This is a genomic window from Kitasatospora acidiphila (assembly GCF_006636205.1).
Classification (GTDB): Bacteria; Actinomycetota; Actinomycetes; order Streptomycetales; family Streptomycetaceae; genus Kitasatospora; species Kitasatospora acidiphila.
In genome coordinates this window covers 5,433,851-5,448,123 of the sequence record NZ_VIGB01000003.1, presented here as the reverse complement: position 1 = coordinate 5,448,123, position 14,273 = coordinate 5,433,851, and the positions used below count along the sequence as shown (strand labels likewise).

The following is a 14,273-nucleotide window of genomic DNA, read 5'->3' as shown; positions in this document are numbered from 1 at the left end:
GTCGTGACGTCCCTTCACCTTCCCCGCCTCGCAGGGCGACCAAGCCAGCACCGGCGGTCACGCCGGACATGCCGTTCACCCTGCTCACCGCTCACCCCGAGAACTGCACCACCGCCACCAGCGCCAGCACCATCGCCCCCACCACCCCGCCCACCAGCAGCACCGGCAGCAGCCACGACGGCCGCCGCCCGCACCGCGTGCGTGCCGCGCGTGCTCCGCCACCTCCGGGGCCGGCCCCGGCCTGCGCACCGCCACCGGCCCCCGGGCCCGCCGCACCGGCAGCCGGCGCGGGCGCAGCGCCGGCAGTGCCTCGGCGGGCGGCACGGCCCGGTACGGCTCCGGCGCGTCTGCCAGCAGCTCGGCGAGCCACTCCCGTGCCTCGGCCGCCGACGGACGCTCGGCCGGGTCGGTGGCGAGCAGCCGGTCCACCAGCGGCCGCAGCGGCCCGCACTCGGCGCTGTCCGCCCGCCGGCCGGCCCGGACCGCCGCGAACAGCGCGGTCGGGCTCTGCTCGTCGAACGGCCCGCACCCGGTCAGCATCCGGTGCAGCAGCACGCCCAGCGCCCAGCTGTCGGTTGCCGGGGAGGCTGCGGCCAGGTCGGTCAGCAGCTCCGGCGGCCAGTGCTCGGCCCGGCTGCCGACCAGCCCCGCACGGGCCTGCCCCCAGCGCCGCGGGTCGCCGCCGCCGAGCTCCCGGGCCAGCGCCTCCTGCGCCGCGCCCACCGCCAGCCCGCCGAGCAGCGCGGCGCCGTCCTCGCAGACCAGCACGTGTTCGGCCGCCACGTTGCCGTGCACCTGATCGGCCCGGTGCACCGCGCCCAGCGCCGCCACCAGGTCCGCGGCCACCTCGGCGACCCGGTACGGCGGCAGCGGCCCGGCCGCCAGCAGCTCGGGCAGGCCGGTCGCGGCCGGCTCCTCGACGGCCAGCCAGACCACGCCGTCCTCGGCCGTCACGTCGAACGACTGACGGAGCCTCGGATGCTCGGGCACCGCCGCCAGCAGCGAGGCGACCTCGGCCAGCACCGATTCCGGGTCCAGCCAGCGGCTGCCCTCGAAATCGGTGCTGCCGGTCAGCTCGGGCACCAGCAGCTCGGGCAGCTCGACCGCCTCCAGCAGCACCCGCACACCGGTCCGCCCGTCCACGGCGATCCGGCCGAGCCCCGGCCCGACGGCCGCCGGACGGTCCGTCACCTGGTATCTGCCGGCCACCGTCTGGCCGGGGCCAGCTCTCATGGCCGTTCCCCTCCCCGCCGCTTACGGCGCAGGTTCGAAGCTGGCGAAACCGGTCTGCCGGGCCGCGGTGAAGTCGGCCGAGTTCCAGTCGGCATCGCTGGCGGTCCACATCAGCGCGTACCCGTACTTGCCGTTGTCCACCACGAAGCCGCGGTTCAGCGAGTGCATCCGGCCGGACGAGCCGCTGTAAGTCCACTCCCAGTCGGCCGCGTTGGTCCACTGGCGGTAGGTCAGCGCGGCAACCTGGACCCGCTGGTAGTCGGTGAAGTTCTGCGGACCGTTCGCGTCCGAGCTCTGCCAGTCGGCGAGCGCGCTGCTGTTGGCCGGCGACTGCCAGTCCACCAGCAGCGAGAGGCCGTGGCCGCCGAACTTCTTGGTGGTGGCGCGGTAGCCCACGCCCTGGTCGGTCATCCACTGCGGCAGCACGATCTTGAAGCCGGACGGGTCGCTGATGAGCTGGTAGCCCGCCGGCACCCCCGACCCGGTCGGCGACTGGCCGCCCGACCCGGCCCCGCCCGGCGCCGGGTTGCCGGGCGGGGCGGGGTTGGGTGCCGGGTTGCTCGGTGCCGCATTGCTCTGCGAGCCGGAGCCGGGGGCGGCGCCGCTCGGTGTCGCGCTGCCGGGCGCTGCCGAGCTGGGCGCCGGGCTGCTCGCGGCGGGGCTGCTCGCTGCCGGCTTGCTCGGCGCCGCCGAGGTCGCCGGGGCTCCCGCCACCGCGCCCGCGCCGGTCGGCCGGCTCGCTCCCGTCTTGCCGCCGCCCGAGGTCTGCGTCGACGCCAGCCACACCCCGCCGGCCACCAGCAGGATCAGCACCAGGGCGGCGACCAGCAGTTGACGCCGCTTCGACCAGCGGGCGGCCGCCCCCAGGGTGGCGCTGCGGCTCCAGCCGCCGTCCCCGCCCTTCGCGGCGGGCGGCTGCGCGGCGGCTGCAGCGGCTGCTGCTGGCGCGGGCGGCTCGGCGGCCGCCGGCTCCGCAGCCCGGGCCGTGCTGCCCACCCGCACGCTGCTCAGCCCGAGCCCGCTCGGCTTCGCTTTGGCCTTGTCCTTGGTCTTCGGCTTGGCCTTGTCCTTGGCTGCGGCTATCGCAGCGTCGGCCGAGTCGACTTTCGACGCGCCAGCCGCACCGGACGCACCGGACGCACCGGACGTCTCCGCCTCAGCCTCCGCCGCCCCGTCGACGACCGGCAGCATCTTGGTCTTGGTGGTGGCCTCCGCCCGCGCCGTCGACTCGGCCACGATCCGCTTGAGCATCGACCGGGTGGTCGAGGCGTCAAGCCGCTTGGCCGGGTCCTTGTCCAGCAGCCCCTCGATCACCGGCCGCAGCGGCCCGGCATTGGCCGGCGGCGGCAGTTCCTCGGTCATCACGGCGGTCAGGGTGGCCAGCGCCGAGCCCTTGTCGTACGGCGGCTTGCCCTCCAGCGCGGCGTAGAGCGTGCCGCCCAGCGACCACAGGTCGGCCGGCGGTCCGGGCTTCTGGCCGCGGGCCCGCTCCGGGGAGATGTAGGAGGGCGCGCCGACCAGCATCCCGGTGGAGGTGACGGAGCTGTCGCCCTCCACGCTGGCGATCCCGAAGTCGGTCAGCACCACCCGGCCGTCCTCGCCGATCAGCACGTTGGACGGCTTGACGTCGCGGTGCAGGATGCCCTGGCTGTGCGCGGCGCCCAGCACCCCGAGCAGCTCCAGGCCGATCTCGGCGGCCCGCACCGGGGTGACCGGACCGTCCTCCTTGACCACCTCGGCCAGCGACCGTCCGTCCACCAACTCCATGACGATCCAAGGGCGGTCGTCCTCCTCGACCACGTCGAAGACGGTCACGGCCGCGGTGTGCCGGATCCGGGCGGTGGCCTTGGCCTCGCGCAGCGTACGAACGATCAGCCGGTGGCGTTCGTCGTCGTCGACGCCGCCGTGCATCCGCAGTTCCTTCACCGCCACGATGCGGCCGAGCATCTCGTCCTCGGCCTTCCAGACGGTCCCCATGCCGCCGCTGCCGAGCACCGATTCGAGCCGGTAGCGGTCGGCCAGGACGCGGCCGGAAGTGCCCTGCGGCTGGGTCATCTCGGGCGTTCCCCCATGTGCTGCTGCCGGTCAGGTGATGGACCGTCGAATCGGTGCGCCGGGCAACCGAGACGGTCAAGCCCCCATCATCCCCTGTGCCGTGTGCTTCTGTTCACTCGACCCCGCAAAAAGACCGAGCGGGGCGCCGTCCTTCGGACAGCGCCCCGCTCTGACGGTGCGTCAGCGGACGGTTCAGCGGTGGCTGACCGTCACCTCGACCCGCTGGAACTCCTTGAGCTCCGAGTAGCCGGTGGTGGCCATCGCCCGGCGGAGTGCGCCGAACAGGTTCATGGTGCCGTCGGGGGTGTGCGACGGACCGGTGAGGATCTCCTCGGTGGTGCCGACGGTGCCCAGGTTGACCCGCTTGCCGCGCGGCAGCTCCTCGTGCACCGCCTCCATGCCCCAGTGGAAGCCCTTGCCCGGCGCGTCGGTGCCCCGGGCCAGCGCGGCACCGATCATCACCGCGTCGGCGCCGCAGGCCACCGCCTTGGCGATGTCACCGCTGTAGCCGACACCGCCGTCGGCGATCACGTGCACGTAGCGGCCGCCGGACTCGTCCATGTAGTCGCGGCGGGCAGCGGCCACGTCGGCCACGGCGGTGGCCATCGGCACCTGGATGCCCAGCACGTTGCGGGTGGTGTGGGCGGCGCCGCCGCCGAAGCCGACCAGCACGCCGGCCGCGCCGGTGCGCATCAGGTGCAGCGCCGCGGTGTAGGTGGCGCAGCCGCCGACGATCACCGGGACGTCCAGCTCGTAGATGAACTGCTTGAGGTTGAGCGGCTCGGCGGCACCGGAGACGTGCTCGGCGGAGACCGTGGTGCCGCGGATCACGAAGACGTCCACCCCGGCGTCGACCACGGCCTTGGAGAACTCGGCGGTGCGCTGCGGGGAGAGCGCGGCGGCGGTCACCACGCCGGACTCGCGCACCTCGCGGATCCGCTTGCCGATCAGCTCGGCCTGGATCGGCGCGGCGTAGATCTCCTGCAGGCGGCGGGTCGCGGTGACCTCGTCCGGGATGGCGGCGATCTCGTCGAGCAGCGGCTGCGGGTCCTCGTAGCGGGTCCACAGACCCTCCAGGTTGAGCACCCCGAGGCCGCCCAGCTTGCCGATGGCGATGGCCTGCGCGGGCGACACCACGCTGTCCATGGGGGCCGCCAGGAACGGCAGCTCGAAGCGGTAGGCGTCGATCTGCCAGGCGATCGAGACCTCCTTCGGGTCCCGGGTGCGGCGGCTGGGGACGACGGCGATGTCGTCGAAGGAGTACGCCCGGCGGCCGCGCTTGCCTCGCCCGATTTCGATCTCAGTCACTTCGAGCCTCTCTGCTTGCTGCTCACGAACGTCCTCCAGTATCCCCCGGGAACAGGCGAAGGCCCGCCACCGGGGCGGTGGCGGGCCTTCGCTCGGGTCAGGCGTCTCAGCGGCTGGTGTAGTTCGGCGCCTCGACGGTCATCTGGATGTCGTGCGGGTGGCTCTCCTTGAGCCCGGCCGCGGTGATCCGGACGAACCGGCCCTTGCTCTCCATCTCCGCGACGTTGGCGGCGCCCACGTAGCCCATGGTCTGCCGCAGGCCGCCGACCAGCTGGTACAGCACGGCGGACAGCGGACCGCGGTACGGCACCTGGCCCTCGATGCCCTCGGCGATCAGCTTCTCGTCGGAGGTGACGTTGCCCTGGAAGTAGCGGTCCTTGGAGAAGGACTTCGCCTGGCCGCGGGTCTGCATGGCGCCCAGCGAGCCCATGCCGCGGTACGACTTGAACTGCTTGCCGTTGATGAACAGCAGCTCGCCGGGCGACTCCTCGCAGCCGGCCAGCAGCGAGCCGAGCATCACGGTCTCGGCACCGGCGGCCAGCGCCTTGCCGATGTCGCCGGAGTACTGCAGGCCGCCGTCGCCGATCACCGGCACCCCGGCCGCCTGGCAGGCCAGCGCGGCCTCGTAGATCGCGGTGACCTGCGGCACGCCGATGCCGGCGACCACCCGGGTGGTGCAGATCGAGCCGGGGCCGACGCCGACCTTGACGCCGTCCACACCCGCGTCGATCAGCGCCTGGGCGCCGTCCCGGGTGGCGACGTTGCCGCCGACCACGTCGACCGGCACGGCCGACTTGATCTTGGCGATCCAGTCCAGCGCGTTGTGGCTGTGGCCGTGCGAGGTGTCCACCACCAGGAAGTCCACGCCCGCCTCGACCAGGGCCTGGGCCCGGTCGAAGGCCTCGGCGCTGGCGCCGACCGCGGCGGCGACCAGCAGCCGGCCCTCGGCGTCCTTGGCGGCGTTCGGGTACTTCTCGGCCTTGACGAAGTCCTTGACGGTGATCAGGCCCTTGATCCGGCCCTGGTCGTCCACCAGCGGGAGCTTCTCGATCTTGTGGCGGCGCAGCAGCCCGATCGCTTCCTCGCCGGAGATGCCGACCTTGCCGGTGATCAGCGGCATCGGGGTCATGATCTCGCGGACCTGGCGGTTGCGGTCGGACTCGAAGGCCATGTCGCGGTTGGTGACGATGCCCAGCAGCTTGCCCTCCGGGTCGGCGACCGGCACGCCGCTGATCCGGAACTTGGCGCAGAGCGCGTCGGCCTCGGCCAGGGTGGCCTCGGGGCCGATGGTGATCGGGTCGGTGACCATGCCCGACTCGGAGCGCTTCACCAGGTCGACCTGGTTGGCCTGGTCCTCGATCGACAGGTTGCGGTGCAGCACGCCGACGCCGCCCTGGCGGGCCATGGCGATGGCCATCCGGTACTCGGTGACCTTGTCCATGGCGGCGGAGAGCAGCGGGATGTTCACCCGGACGTTGCGCGAGACCCGGGACGAGGTGTCCACCTGGTTCGGCAGCACGTGCGACTCACCAGGCAGCAGCAGGACGTCGTCGTACGTGAGTCCGAGCATGGCGAACTTCTCGGGTACGCCTGCGGCGTTAAGAGACATGGTGGGGGGCTACCTTCCCGTGGCCGGCCGTGTCGATCTGTGCACGCCCGTAGGGGGTCGCCGGGCGTGATCACCGGCACAGGCCAGGTCTTTGGACGAACGTACGAGGTAACGCGGCTCGCCCCGATTGATCTTTGGCGACCTGTCCAGGCGCCGATACCCCATCGTACTGGCTTCAGAAGTTCTCAGGTCGCGCCCTCTTGACAAGGGTGAGGGAGCGCACACCCACGGCTACGCCGACTCCTCCGCGAGCGCCCGCAGCCGGCTCAGCGCCCGGTGCTGGGCCACCCGCACCGCCCCCGGGACATGCCGAGCATCTCGCCGGTCTCCTCGGCGGACAGCCCGGCGGCGATCCGCAGCAGCACCAGCTCGCGCTGACGGGCCGGCAGGTTGGAGAGCAGCTCGCGCATCCAGGCGGCGTCACTGCTCAGCAGCGCCCGCTCCTCGGGCCGAGCGCCTCGTCCGGCACCTCGGGCAGGTCGTCCGGCGGGATCACGGTGGAGCCGGGCCCGCGCATCGCGGCCCGCTGCAGGTCGGCGATCTTGTGCGCCGCGATGGAGTAGACGAAGGCCTCGAACGGCCGGCCCTCGTCCCGGTAGCGGGGCAGGGCGCAGAGCACCGCGACGCACACCTCCTGGGCCACGTCGTCCACGTGGTGCCGGGCGCCGCCGGGCAGTCGGACCAGCCGACCGCGGCAGTAGCGCAGCACCAGCGGATGGACGTAGGCCAACAGCGCGTCAGTCGCCGGGCCCTCGCCGCGCACCGCGGCCGCGACCAGCTCGGCGACCAGCGGCGACGTGCCGGCGGCAGCCTCGCGCCGGCCGCGCCCGGTGCTCCGGGGGCCCGCCTCGGCCGGTGGCTGCTCGCTCACGCCGCTGTCACCGGGCTCGTCGTCACGCATCGGTCCATGGTGCCTGGTCGTCCCGGGAAACGTCGCACCGCGTCCGGAGTTGTGCACCGGAACGTTATCCGCAGCCGCGTCGTCCGTCGCCGTCACCGACCCACCCCCGCTCCCGCCGCCATTGCGTTCCACCCCTCCATGGTGCAGCCTCCACAGCCGTGGGGCCTAGGCCGCGCCCGCGGAGAAGCCGACGCGCCCCTTGCTCCGGCCGACGGAGGAAGGGGCGCGCCCCGGCTCGGCGACCGCTCAGCGGACCAGGCCCCAGCGGAAGCCCAGCGCCACGGCGTGCGCCCGGTCGGAGGCCCCCAGCTTCTTGAAGAGGCGGCGGGCGTGGGTCTTGACGGTGTCCTCGGAGAGGAAGAGCTCGCGGCCGATCTCCGCGTTGCTCCGCCCGTGGCTCATGCCCTCGAGCACCTGGATCTCACGGGCCGTCAGGGTCGGCGCGGCGCCCATGTCGGGGCTGCGCAGCCGGCGCGGGGCCAGCCGCCAGGTCGGGTCGGCCAGCGCCTGGGTCACGGTGGCCCGCAGCTCCGCCCGGGAGGCGTCCTTGTGCAGGTAGCCGCGGGCGCCGGCGGCGACCGCCAGGGCCACCCCGTCCAGATCCTCGGCGACGGTGAGCATGATGATGCGCGCCCCGGGGTCGGCCGACAGCAGCCGCCGGACCGTCTCCACCCCGCCCAGGCCGGGCATCCGGACATCCATCAGGACGAGGTCGGAACGGTCGGCCACCCAGCGGCGGAGGACCTCCTCACCGTTGGTCGCCGTGGTCACCCGGTCGACGCCCGGCACGGTCGCCACGGCACGCCGCAGCGCCTCCCGGGCAAGCGGTGAATCGTCGCAAACGAGAACGGAAGTCATGACCGTCCTCCGCAGCTGATCCGCGTCACGTTGAGCCTCCTGGCTGGTACGAACACTCTCCGCACTTCCAACGACCGTCACTCGAATGAGTTACGGCCCTCAGGGCCATCTCCACCACTGTACGTGGCCGACCCATTACGGATCGACCGCAGCGCGGGTTGGACACCGCTCTTTTGCGCTCAGCACCGCCAAAGGGCGCACAACCCAGCGCGCTACCAGGCGCGATGCCACCCGATTGCCGCAGCCGGGTCGACATTTCCCTCGCCTGGTTCGTCCGTTTTTATGGCTTTTGTACGATCATTGACTGTTGTGCCGGTCTGTGGGTGACTTGTCCCGTAGACGGCCGTAAGTCATATTTCCAGGTGTCCAGCCCGGCACCCCGAAGCCTCGCCGTACGCAACCCTCATCGAAGGGAATGAGTCATGGCCGATTTCTCCCGACTCCCCGGTCCCAACGCGGACCTGTGGGACTGGCAGCTCTCCGCCGCCTGCCGCGGCGTGGACAGTTCGCTCTTCTTCCACCCCGAGGGCGAGCGCGGGGCCGCACGCAGTTCGCGGGAGCAGAGCGCCAAGGAGGTGTGCATGCGCTGCCCGGTACGCACCGAATGCGCGGCGCACGCACTGGCGGTCCGTGAACCGTACGGCGTATGGGGTGGGCTGACCGAGGACGAACGCGAGGAACTCCAGGGGCGGGCGCGCAACCGGGTGGTCGAGGTGCCGCTGGCCGTCCGTCCGTAGGCGGCAGCCGGTCAGCGGCGAAACGTTCCTGCAAGCGGCTCAAGCTGCCGCGCGCGGGTTCAGCGGTCGGCTGCCGCCCCGGCGAGCCGGTCCAGCATGAGCGCGACCGCCGGCACCTCGGCCAGATCCGGCAGGGTCAGCGCCACCACCTCGCGGCGGGCCGGGCCGCCCGCCGCGGTGTGCACCGGCACCGCCGCCACGGCGTCCGGCCGCACCGCCGCCAGCGCCAGCCTCGGCAGTACCGCCACCCCGAGCCCGGCCGCCACCAGGCCGACCACCGCCGGATAGTCGTCGGTGGCGAAGTCGATCCGCGGCTCGAACCCGGCCTGTCCGCAGAGCTCCACCAGCTGCCCGCGGCACTGCGGGCAGCCCGCGATCCACTGCTCCCCGGCCAGCTCCGCCAGCGCCACCGGGCTCCCGCCGTCCCGCTCGGCCAGCGGGTGCCCGGGCGGCAGCAGGCCGACCAACGGGTCGTCAAGCAGCGGGCGCACCACCAGGTCGGACCAGTCCGAGACGGCCGCCGACTCGGCCGCGGCCAGCACCGCCTGGGCGCGGGCGGCCCGCGAGGCCCCGTGCGCGGGGGCCGCCGGCGCCGCCCCGTCCGGGTAGCGGAAGGCCAGCGCGATCTCGCACTCCCCGCCGCGCAGCATCGCCAGCGACTCCGGCGGCTCGGCCTCCACCAGCGACACGCGCACCCCCGGATGGGCGTCCCGCAGCCGGGCGACGGCCGACGGCACCAGGGTGGAGCTGGCGGTCGGGAAGGACACCAGCCGGACCCGGCCGGCCCGCAGCCCGGCGATCGCGGCCACCTCCTGCTCGGCGGCGCTCAGCCCGGCCAGGATCCCGGAGGCGTGCTTGAGCAGCACCTCGCCGGCCTCGCTCAGCTGCATCCCGCGGCCCGAGCGCACCACCAGGGGCAGCTCGACGGCCTTCTCCAGGGCCTTCATCTGCTGGCTGACCGCCGGCTGGGTGCAGCCGAGCTCCCGCGCCGCGGCGGAGAACGAGCCGGTGCGCGCCACCGCGCGCAGAACCCTCAGATGGCGTGCCTCGATCATGCGCCCAGGGTAGACGCCCCGGGCCCACTGCCGTCCCGGGCCGAACGGCGGACGGCCCGGCCGCCCCGCCGAAGCGGGGTGACCGGGCCGTCTGGCGTACTGCTGAGGCGTCAGTGCGAGTGGCCGTGGCCGCCGTGCGAGTGGCCGGCCTCGGCCTCCTCCTCCTTCTTCTCCACCACCAGGGTCTCGGTGGTGAGCAGCAGGGAGGCGATGGAGGCGGCGTTCTCCAGGGCGGAGCGGGTGACCTTGACCGGGTCGATGACGCCGGCCTTCACCAGGTCGCCGTACTCGCCGGTGGCGGCGTTGAAGCCCTGGCCGAGCTCCAGCTCGGCGACCTTGGAGGTGATGACGTAGCCCTCCAGGCCGGCGTTCTGGGCGATCCAGCGCAGCGGCTCGTGCAGCGCCTTGCGGACCACGGCGACACCGGTGGCCTCGTCGCCGGTCAGGCCCAGGCCGTCGTTCAGCACCTTGGCGGCGTGCACCAGGGAGGCGCCACCGCCGGCCACGATGCCCTCCTCGACCGCGGCGCGGGTGGCGGAGATGGCGTCCTCCAGGCGGTGCTTGCGCTCCTTGAGCTCCACCTCGGTGGCGGCGCCGACCTTGATGACGCAGACGCCGCCGGCCAGCTTGGCCAGGCGCTCCTGCAGCTTCTCGCGGTCCCAGTCGGAGTCGGTGTTGGCGATCTCCGCCTTGATCTGGGCGACCCGGCCCGCGACGGCATCGGTGTCGCCGGCACCGTCGACGATGGTGGTCTCGTCCTTGGTGATGGTGACCCGGCGGGCGGTGCCGAGCACCTCCAGGCCGGCCTGGTCGAGCTTGAGGCCGACCTCCTCGGAGATCACGGTGCCGCCGGTCAGGGTGGCCAGGTCGCCGAGGATCGCCTTGCGGCGGTCACCGAAGCCCGGGGCCTTGACGGCGACCGCGTTGAAGGTGCCGCGGATCTTGTTGACCACCAGGGTGGAGAGCGCCTCGCCGTCCACGTCCTCGGCGATGATCAGCAGCGGCTTGGAGGCGCCGGCCTGCAGGATCTTCTCCAGCAGCGGCAGCAGCTCCTGGATCGAGGAGATCTTGCCCTGGGTGATCAGGATGTACGGGTCCTCCAGGACCGCCTCCTGGCGCTCCTGGTCGGTGACGAAGTACGGCGACAGGTAGCCCTTGTCGAACTGCATGCCCTCGGTGAAGTCCAGCTCCACGCCGAAGGTGTTGGACTCCTCGACGGTGATCACACCGTCCTTGCCGACCTTGTCGATCGCCTCGGCGATCAGCTCGCCGACCTGCGTGTCCTGGGCGGACAGGGTGGCGACCGCGGCCACGTCGTCCTTGCCCTCGATCTCGCGGGCCACCGAGAGCAGGTGCTCGGAGACGGCGGCGACGGCCTTGTCGATGCCCTTCTTCAGGGCGGCCGGGCCGGCACCCGCGGCGACGTTGCGCAGACCCTCGTTGACCAGCGCCTGGGCCAGCACGGTGGCGGTGGTGGTGCCGTCACCCGCGACGTCGTTGGTCTTGGTGGCGACCTCCTTGACCAGCTGCGCGCCAAGGTTCTCGTACGGGTCGTCCAGCTCGACCTCGCGGGCGATGGTGACACCGTCGTTGGTGATGGTCGGGGCACCGAACTTCTTGTCGATGACGACGTTGCGGCCCTTGGGGCCGATGGTCACCTTGACGGTGTCGGCAAGCTTGTTGACACCGCGCTCCAGCGAGCGGCGGGCGTCCTCGTCGAACTGCAGGATCTTCGCCATGATTCCGTTTCCTCGGGATATCTGCGTTACGTGACGTTGCGTGAAGCCAGTGAGGCCAAACAGCCGCGCCCCGGGCCCCTGTCACTGGCGGACACGGATCCGGGGCGGGGCCGGTTCGGCGGACCGCGGGTCCGCCGGGACGCTTACTTCTCGATGATGGCGAGAACGTCGCGGGCCGAGAGGACGAGGTACTCCTGGCCCTGGTACTTCACCTCGGTGCCGCCGTACTTCGAGTACAGGACGACGTCGCCGACCTGGACGTCGAGCGGCAGGCGCTGGCCATCCTCGAAGCGGCCCGGGCCGGTGGCCAGGACGACGCCCTCCTGGGGCTTCTCCTTGGCGGTGTCCGGGATAACCAGGCCGGAGGCCGTGGTGGTCTCGGCGTCGAGCGGCTGGACCACGATGCGGTCCTCAAGCGGCTTGATGGCAACCTTGCTGCTGGTGGTCACGTCCGAGCTCCCCTTCGGAGATTACGGGGTTGTCTAACAGGCAGAGGGGCGAGGTCCAGGACTGCCGTCGCGGGGGTCAGACCGGTACCGTCGCGTTAGCACTCCCCCTGGGGAGAGTGCCAGGAACGACCATAGGCCGCGGTTAGCACTCAGTCAACCAGAGTGCCAACGGCGCGCCCAGCCCACTTCTCGGAATTCGAGGCCGCGGCGCGGGCCGGGACAATCATGGAGTGGACACCGAGATCTTCACTGCCCTACTGACCGGCGAAGGCCGCCAACTCCTCGACGAGGTACGGGGGTTGACCCCCTCTGGCGAGCTGGCCGCGGCCACCCGGCTGCGCCGCGCGCACCCGGCCGAACTGGTGTCGGCGGCGATCGGCCAGGAGCGGCTGCGGCAGCGCGCCCGCGCCAAGTTCGGCGACGACGCCGAGCGGATGTTCTTCACGCCCAACGGAGTCGAACAGGCGACCAGGCGCGAGGTCGCCGACTGGCGGGCCGCCCGCTTCGCCGCCCTCGGCGTGGCCCGGCTGGCCGACCTGTGCGGGGGCATCGGCGGCGACGCGATCGCCCTGGCCCGGGCCGGGATCTCGGTGCTGGCGGTCGACCGGGACCCGCTCACCTGCGCGGTCGCCACCGCCAACGCAGCGGCCCTGGGCCTGTCCGACCGGATCGAGGTGCGCTGCGCCGACGTCACCGAGACCGACACCGCCGGCTTCGACGCGGTCTTCACCGACCCGGCCCGGCGCGGCGCCCGGGGCCGGATCTTCGACCCCGAGGCCTACTCGCCGCCGCTCTCCTGGGCCGTCGAGGCCGGCCGCAGCACCCGCTTCGGCGCGCTCAAGGTCGCCCCCGGCATCCCGCACGAGGCGGTGCCCGCGGACGCCGAGGCCGAGTGGGTCTCCGACCACGGCGATGTGAAGGAGGCGGTGCTCTGGTTCGGCACCGGCGCCGCCGAGCCGCACCGCGCCAGCCTGCTGCCCGGCCGCCGCACCCTCACCGGCGGCCGGCTCCCCGACCCCGCCCCCGGCCCGGTCCGCGAGTACCTCTACGAACCGGACGGCGCGGTGATCCGCGCCCACCTGGTCGCCGAGGTGGCCGCCGCCCTGGGCGGTGCCACCCTGCTCGACCCCACATCGCCTACCTGACCTCCGACACCCTCACCCCCACCCCTGGGCCACCCCCTACCGCATCACCGACGTGCTCCCGTTCAGCGTCAAGAAGCTCAAGGCGCTGCTGCGGGAGCGGCAGGTGGGCACGGTGGTGATCAAGAAGCGCGGTTTCGCCGTCGAACCCGACGAGCTGCGCAAGAAGCTCCGCCCCGAAGGAGTGAACTCCGCGGTGGTCATCCTCACCAGGATCGGGACGGCTCCGACGATGCTGCTGGGGCAGGAGGCCGCCGCCGGCTAGCTCGGCGCCTGGATGTAGTCCTCCAGGCGCGCGACGGCGAAGCCCTGCTCCTGGATGCGGCTCAGCAGTTCGCCGAACATGTCGGTCATGGTCTCGCCCTTGAGGTCCTTGGGGCCGCGGAAGTGGGCGAGGATGATGTCACCGGCGTGCAGCTTCTTGTCCCCGGACTGGTACTGCATGTCGTGGATCTGCATCGTCTCGTGCCACAGCACGATGGCGCGCGGACCGCACTGCTGGACGGCGTTGTTGAGGTTGGCGGTGCTGGCGCCGTCGCCGTAGGGCGGGCGGAACAGGAACGGCGGGGTGCCGTACTCCTTGGTCAGCACCCCCTGGTCGCCGCAGACCTCCTGCTTCTGCACCTCGGCCGACTTGGTGCTCATCGCCGGGTGGTGCAGCGTGTGGTTCTGGATGTGGTTGCCGAGGGCCTGCAGCGGCTTGAAGTAGGCGTAGTCGTTCTTGATGGCGTCGTCCATCAGGAACATGGTGACCGGGACCTTCAGGTCGTTCATCATCTCGATGAACTTGGGGTCCTTCTCCTCACCGTCGTCGATGGTCACGAAGACCACCTTGTCGCTGGTGGGGATGGAGCTGATCACCGGGACCTGGCCGGTCTTGGTCAGCTTGACCGGCTTGTCGGCCGGCGCCGCCGGGCGCGCGGGGAGCGGCTGGAGCTTCCACTTCGCCCAGTCGGCGGCCGGCACCGCGCCGCCGGCGGCGCTCGGCGAGGCGGCGGCCGGCGAGCCCTCGACCGACGGCGAGGCGGCGGGGGCGCCGCTCTGCGGCACCGCGCCCGCGTTGGACCCGCCACTGCCACCGCTGCTGCTGGAGCCGGAGCAGCCGCTGACCGTGACGAGCAGGGCCAGTGCGCCCACCGCGGCCGCCGTCGCACTACTCCAGGTGTTCGTCTTCACGGCGCCGGGCT

10 protein-coding genes and 2 pseudogenes are annotated in these 14,273 nt (G+C 72.5%); 2 read left to right on the top strand and 10 right to left on the bottom strand.

Annotated elements, in window-relative coordinates; all coding sequences use genetic code 11:
* Positions 1 to 84 precede the first annotated feature (84 nt).
* The 6 genes and pseudogenes from E6W39_RS25980 to E6W39_RS25955 form a co-directional block, all read right to left on the bottom strand.
* Complete coding sequence (locus E6W39_RS25980) at positions 85 to 1,233, bottom strand: protein kinase domain-containing protein (protein WP_141635571.1); 1,149 nt, start codon at positions 1,231 to 1,233, stop codon at positions 85 to 87.
* Between the two features lie 21 nt (positions 1,234 to 1,254).
* Entirely contained in the window at positions 1,255 to 3,288 is a 2,034-nt protein-coding gene (locus E6W39_RS25975; RefSeq protein WP_141635570.1) for a serine/threonine-protein kinase, read from the bottom strand.
* 192 nt (positions 3,289 to 3,480) lie between these two features.
* Complete coding sequence (locus E6W39_RS25970; RefSeq protein ID WP_101381423.1) at positions 3,481 to 4,596, bottom strand: GuaB3 family IMP dehydrogenase-related protein; 1,116 nt, start codon at positions 4,594 to 4,596, stop codon at positions 3,481 to 3,483.
* A 106-nt stretch (positions 4,597 to 4,702) separates the two neighbouring features.
* The gene (gene guaB, locus E6W39_RS25965) at positions 4,703 to 6,205 is read right to left on the bottom strand and encodes an IMP dehydrogenase (protein WP_141635569.1); all 1,503 of its coding nucleotides are present in this window, start codon (positions 6,203 to 6,205) and stop codon (positions 4,703 to 4,705) included.
* Between the two features lie 231 nt (positions 6,206 to 6,436).
* Positions 6,437 to 7,106 (bottom strand): annotated as a pseudogene (shbA, locus tag E6W39_RS25960) (RNA polymerase sigma factor ShbA).
* A 246-nt stretch (positions 7,107 to 7,352) separates the two neighbouring features.
* Complete coding sequence (locus E6W39_RS25955; RefSeq protein WP_014136228.1) at positions 7,353 to 7,964, bottom strand: response regulator transcription factor; 612 nt, start codon at positions 7,962 to 7,964, stop codon at positions 7,353 to 7,355.
* A 422-nt stretch (positions 7,965 to 8,386) separates the two neighbouring features.
* On the opposite strand from E6W39_RS25955, the gene E6W39_RS25950 reads away from it, so the two are divergent.
* Positions 8,387 to 8,701 carry a WhiB family transcriptional regulator gene (locus E6W39_RS25950; RefSeq protein WP_101381420.1) on the top strand — a complete coding sequence of 105 codons (315 nt, stop codon included), beginning with the start codon at positions 8,387 to 8,389 and terminating at the stop codon, positions 8,699 to 8,701.
* Between the two features lie 59 nt (positions 8,702 to 8,760).
* Here the strand turns inward: E6W39_RS25950 and E6W39_RS25945 are convergent, their stop codons facing one another.
* The 3 genes from E6W39_RS25945 to groES all read right to left on the bottom strand — a co-directional run bounded on the left by E6W39_RS25945 (position 8,761) and on the right by groES (position 11,944).
* Complete coding sequence (locus tag E6W39_RS25945) at positions 8,761 to 9,756, bottom strand: LysR family transcriptional regulator (protein ID WP_101381419.1); 996 nt, start codon at positions 9,754 to 9,756, stop codon at positions 8,761 to 8,763.
* A gap of 110 nt (positions 9,757 to 9,866) precedes the next feature.
* Positions 9,867 to 11,495, bottom strand: coding sequence for a chaperonin GroEL (gene groL, locus E6W39_RS25940; protein WP_141635568.1), 1,629 nt, complete (start codon positions 11,493 to 11,495; stop codon positions 9,867 to 9,869).
* A gap of 143 nt (positions 11,496 to 11,638) precedes the next feature.
* Positions 11,639 to 11,944, bottom strand: coding sequence for a co-chaperone GroES (gene groES, locus E6W39_RS25935; protein WP_101381417.1), 306 nt, complete (start codon positions 11,942 to 11,944; stop codon positions 11,639 to 11,641).
* 230 nt (positions 11,945 to 12,174) lie between these two features.
* Here groES and E6W39_RS25930 point away from each other — a divergent pair.
* Positions 12,175 to 13,351, top strand: a pseudogene (locus E6W39_RS25930) (class I SAM-dependent methyltransferase).
* On the opposite strand, the gene E6W39_RS25925 reads toward E6W39_RS25930, so the two are convergent.
* The gene (locus E6W39_RS25925) at positions 13,348 to 14,262 is read right to left on the bottom strand and encodes a polysaccharide deacetylase family protein (protein WP_141635567.1); all 915 of its coding nucleotides are present in this window, start codon (positions 14,260 to 14,262) and stop codon (positions 13,348 to 13,350) included. The pseudogene E6W39_RS25930 and the gene E6W39_RS25925 sit on opposite strands and share 4 nt — an antisense overlap.
* Positions 14,263 to 14,273 lie beyond the last annotated feature (11 nt).

Excerpts from the sequence above, each read along its gene's own strand:
- E6W39_RS25955 (WP_014136228.1), bottom strand. The coding sequence starts at position 7,964 with ATGACTTCCGTTCTCGTTTGCGACGATTCACCGCTTGCCCGGGAGGCG.
- E6W39_RS25945 (WP_101381419.1), bottom strand. The coding sequence starts at position 9,756 with ATGATCGAGGCACGCCATCTGAGGGTTCTGCGCGCGGTGGCGCGCACC.
- E6W39_RS25950 (WP_101381420.1), top strand. The coding sequence starts at position 8,387 with ATGGCCGATTTCTCCCGACTCCCCGGTCCCAACGCGGACCTGTGGGAC.
- E6W39_RS25980 (WP_141635571.1), bottom strand. The coding sequence starts at position 1,233 with ATGAGAGCTGGCCCCGGCCAGACGGTGGCCGGCAGATACCAGGTGACG.
- E6W39_RS25975 (WP_141635570.1), bottom strand. The coding sequence starts at position 3,288 with ATGACCCAGCCGCAGGGCACTTCCGGCCGCGTCCTGGCCGACCGCTAC.
- groL (WP_141635568.1), bottom strand. The coding sequence starts at position 11,495 with ATGGCGAAGATCCTGCAGTTCGACGAGGACGCCCGCCGCTCGCTGGAG.
- guaB (WP_141635569.1), bottom strand. The coding sequence starts at position 6,205 with ATGTCTCTTAACGCCGCAGGCGTACCCGAGAAGTTCGCCATGCTCGGA.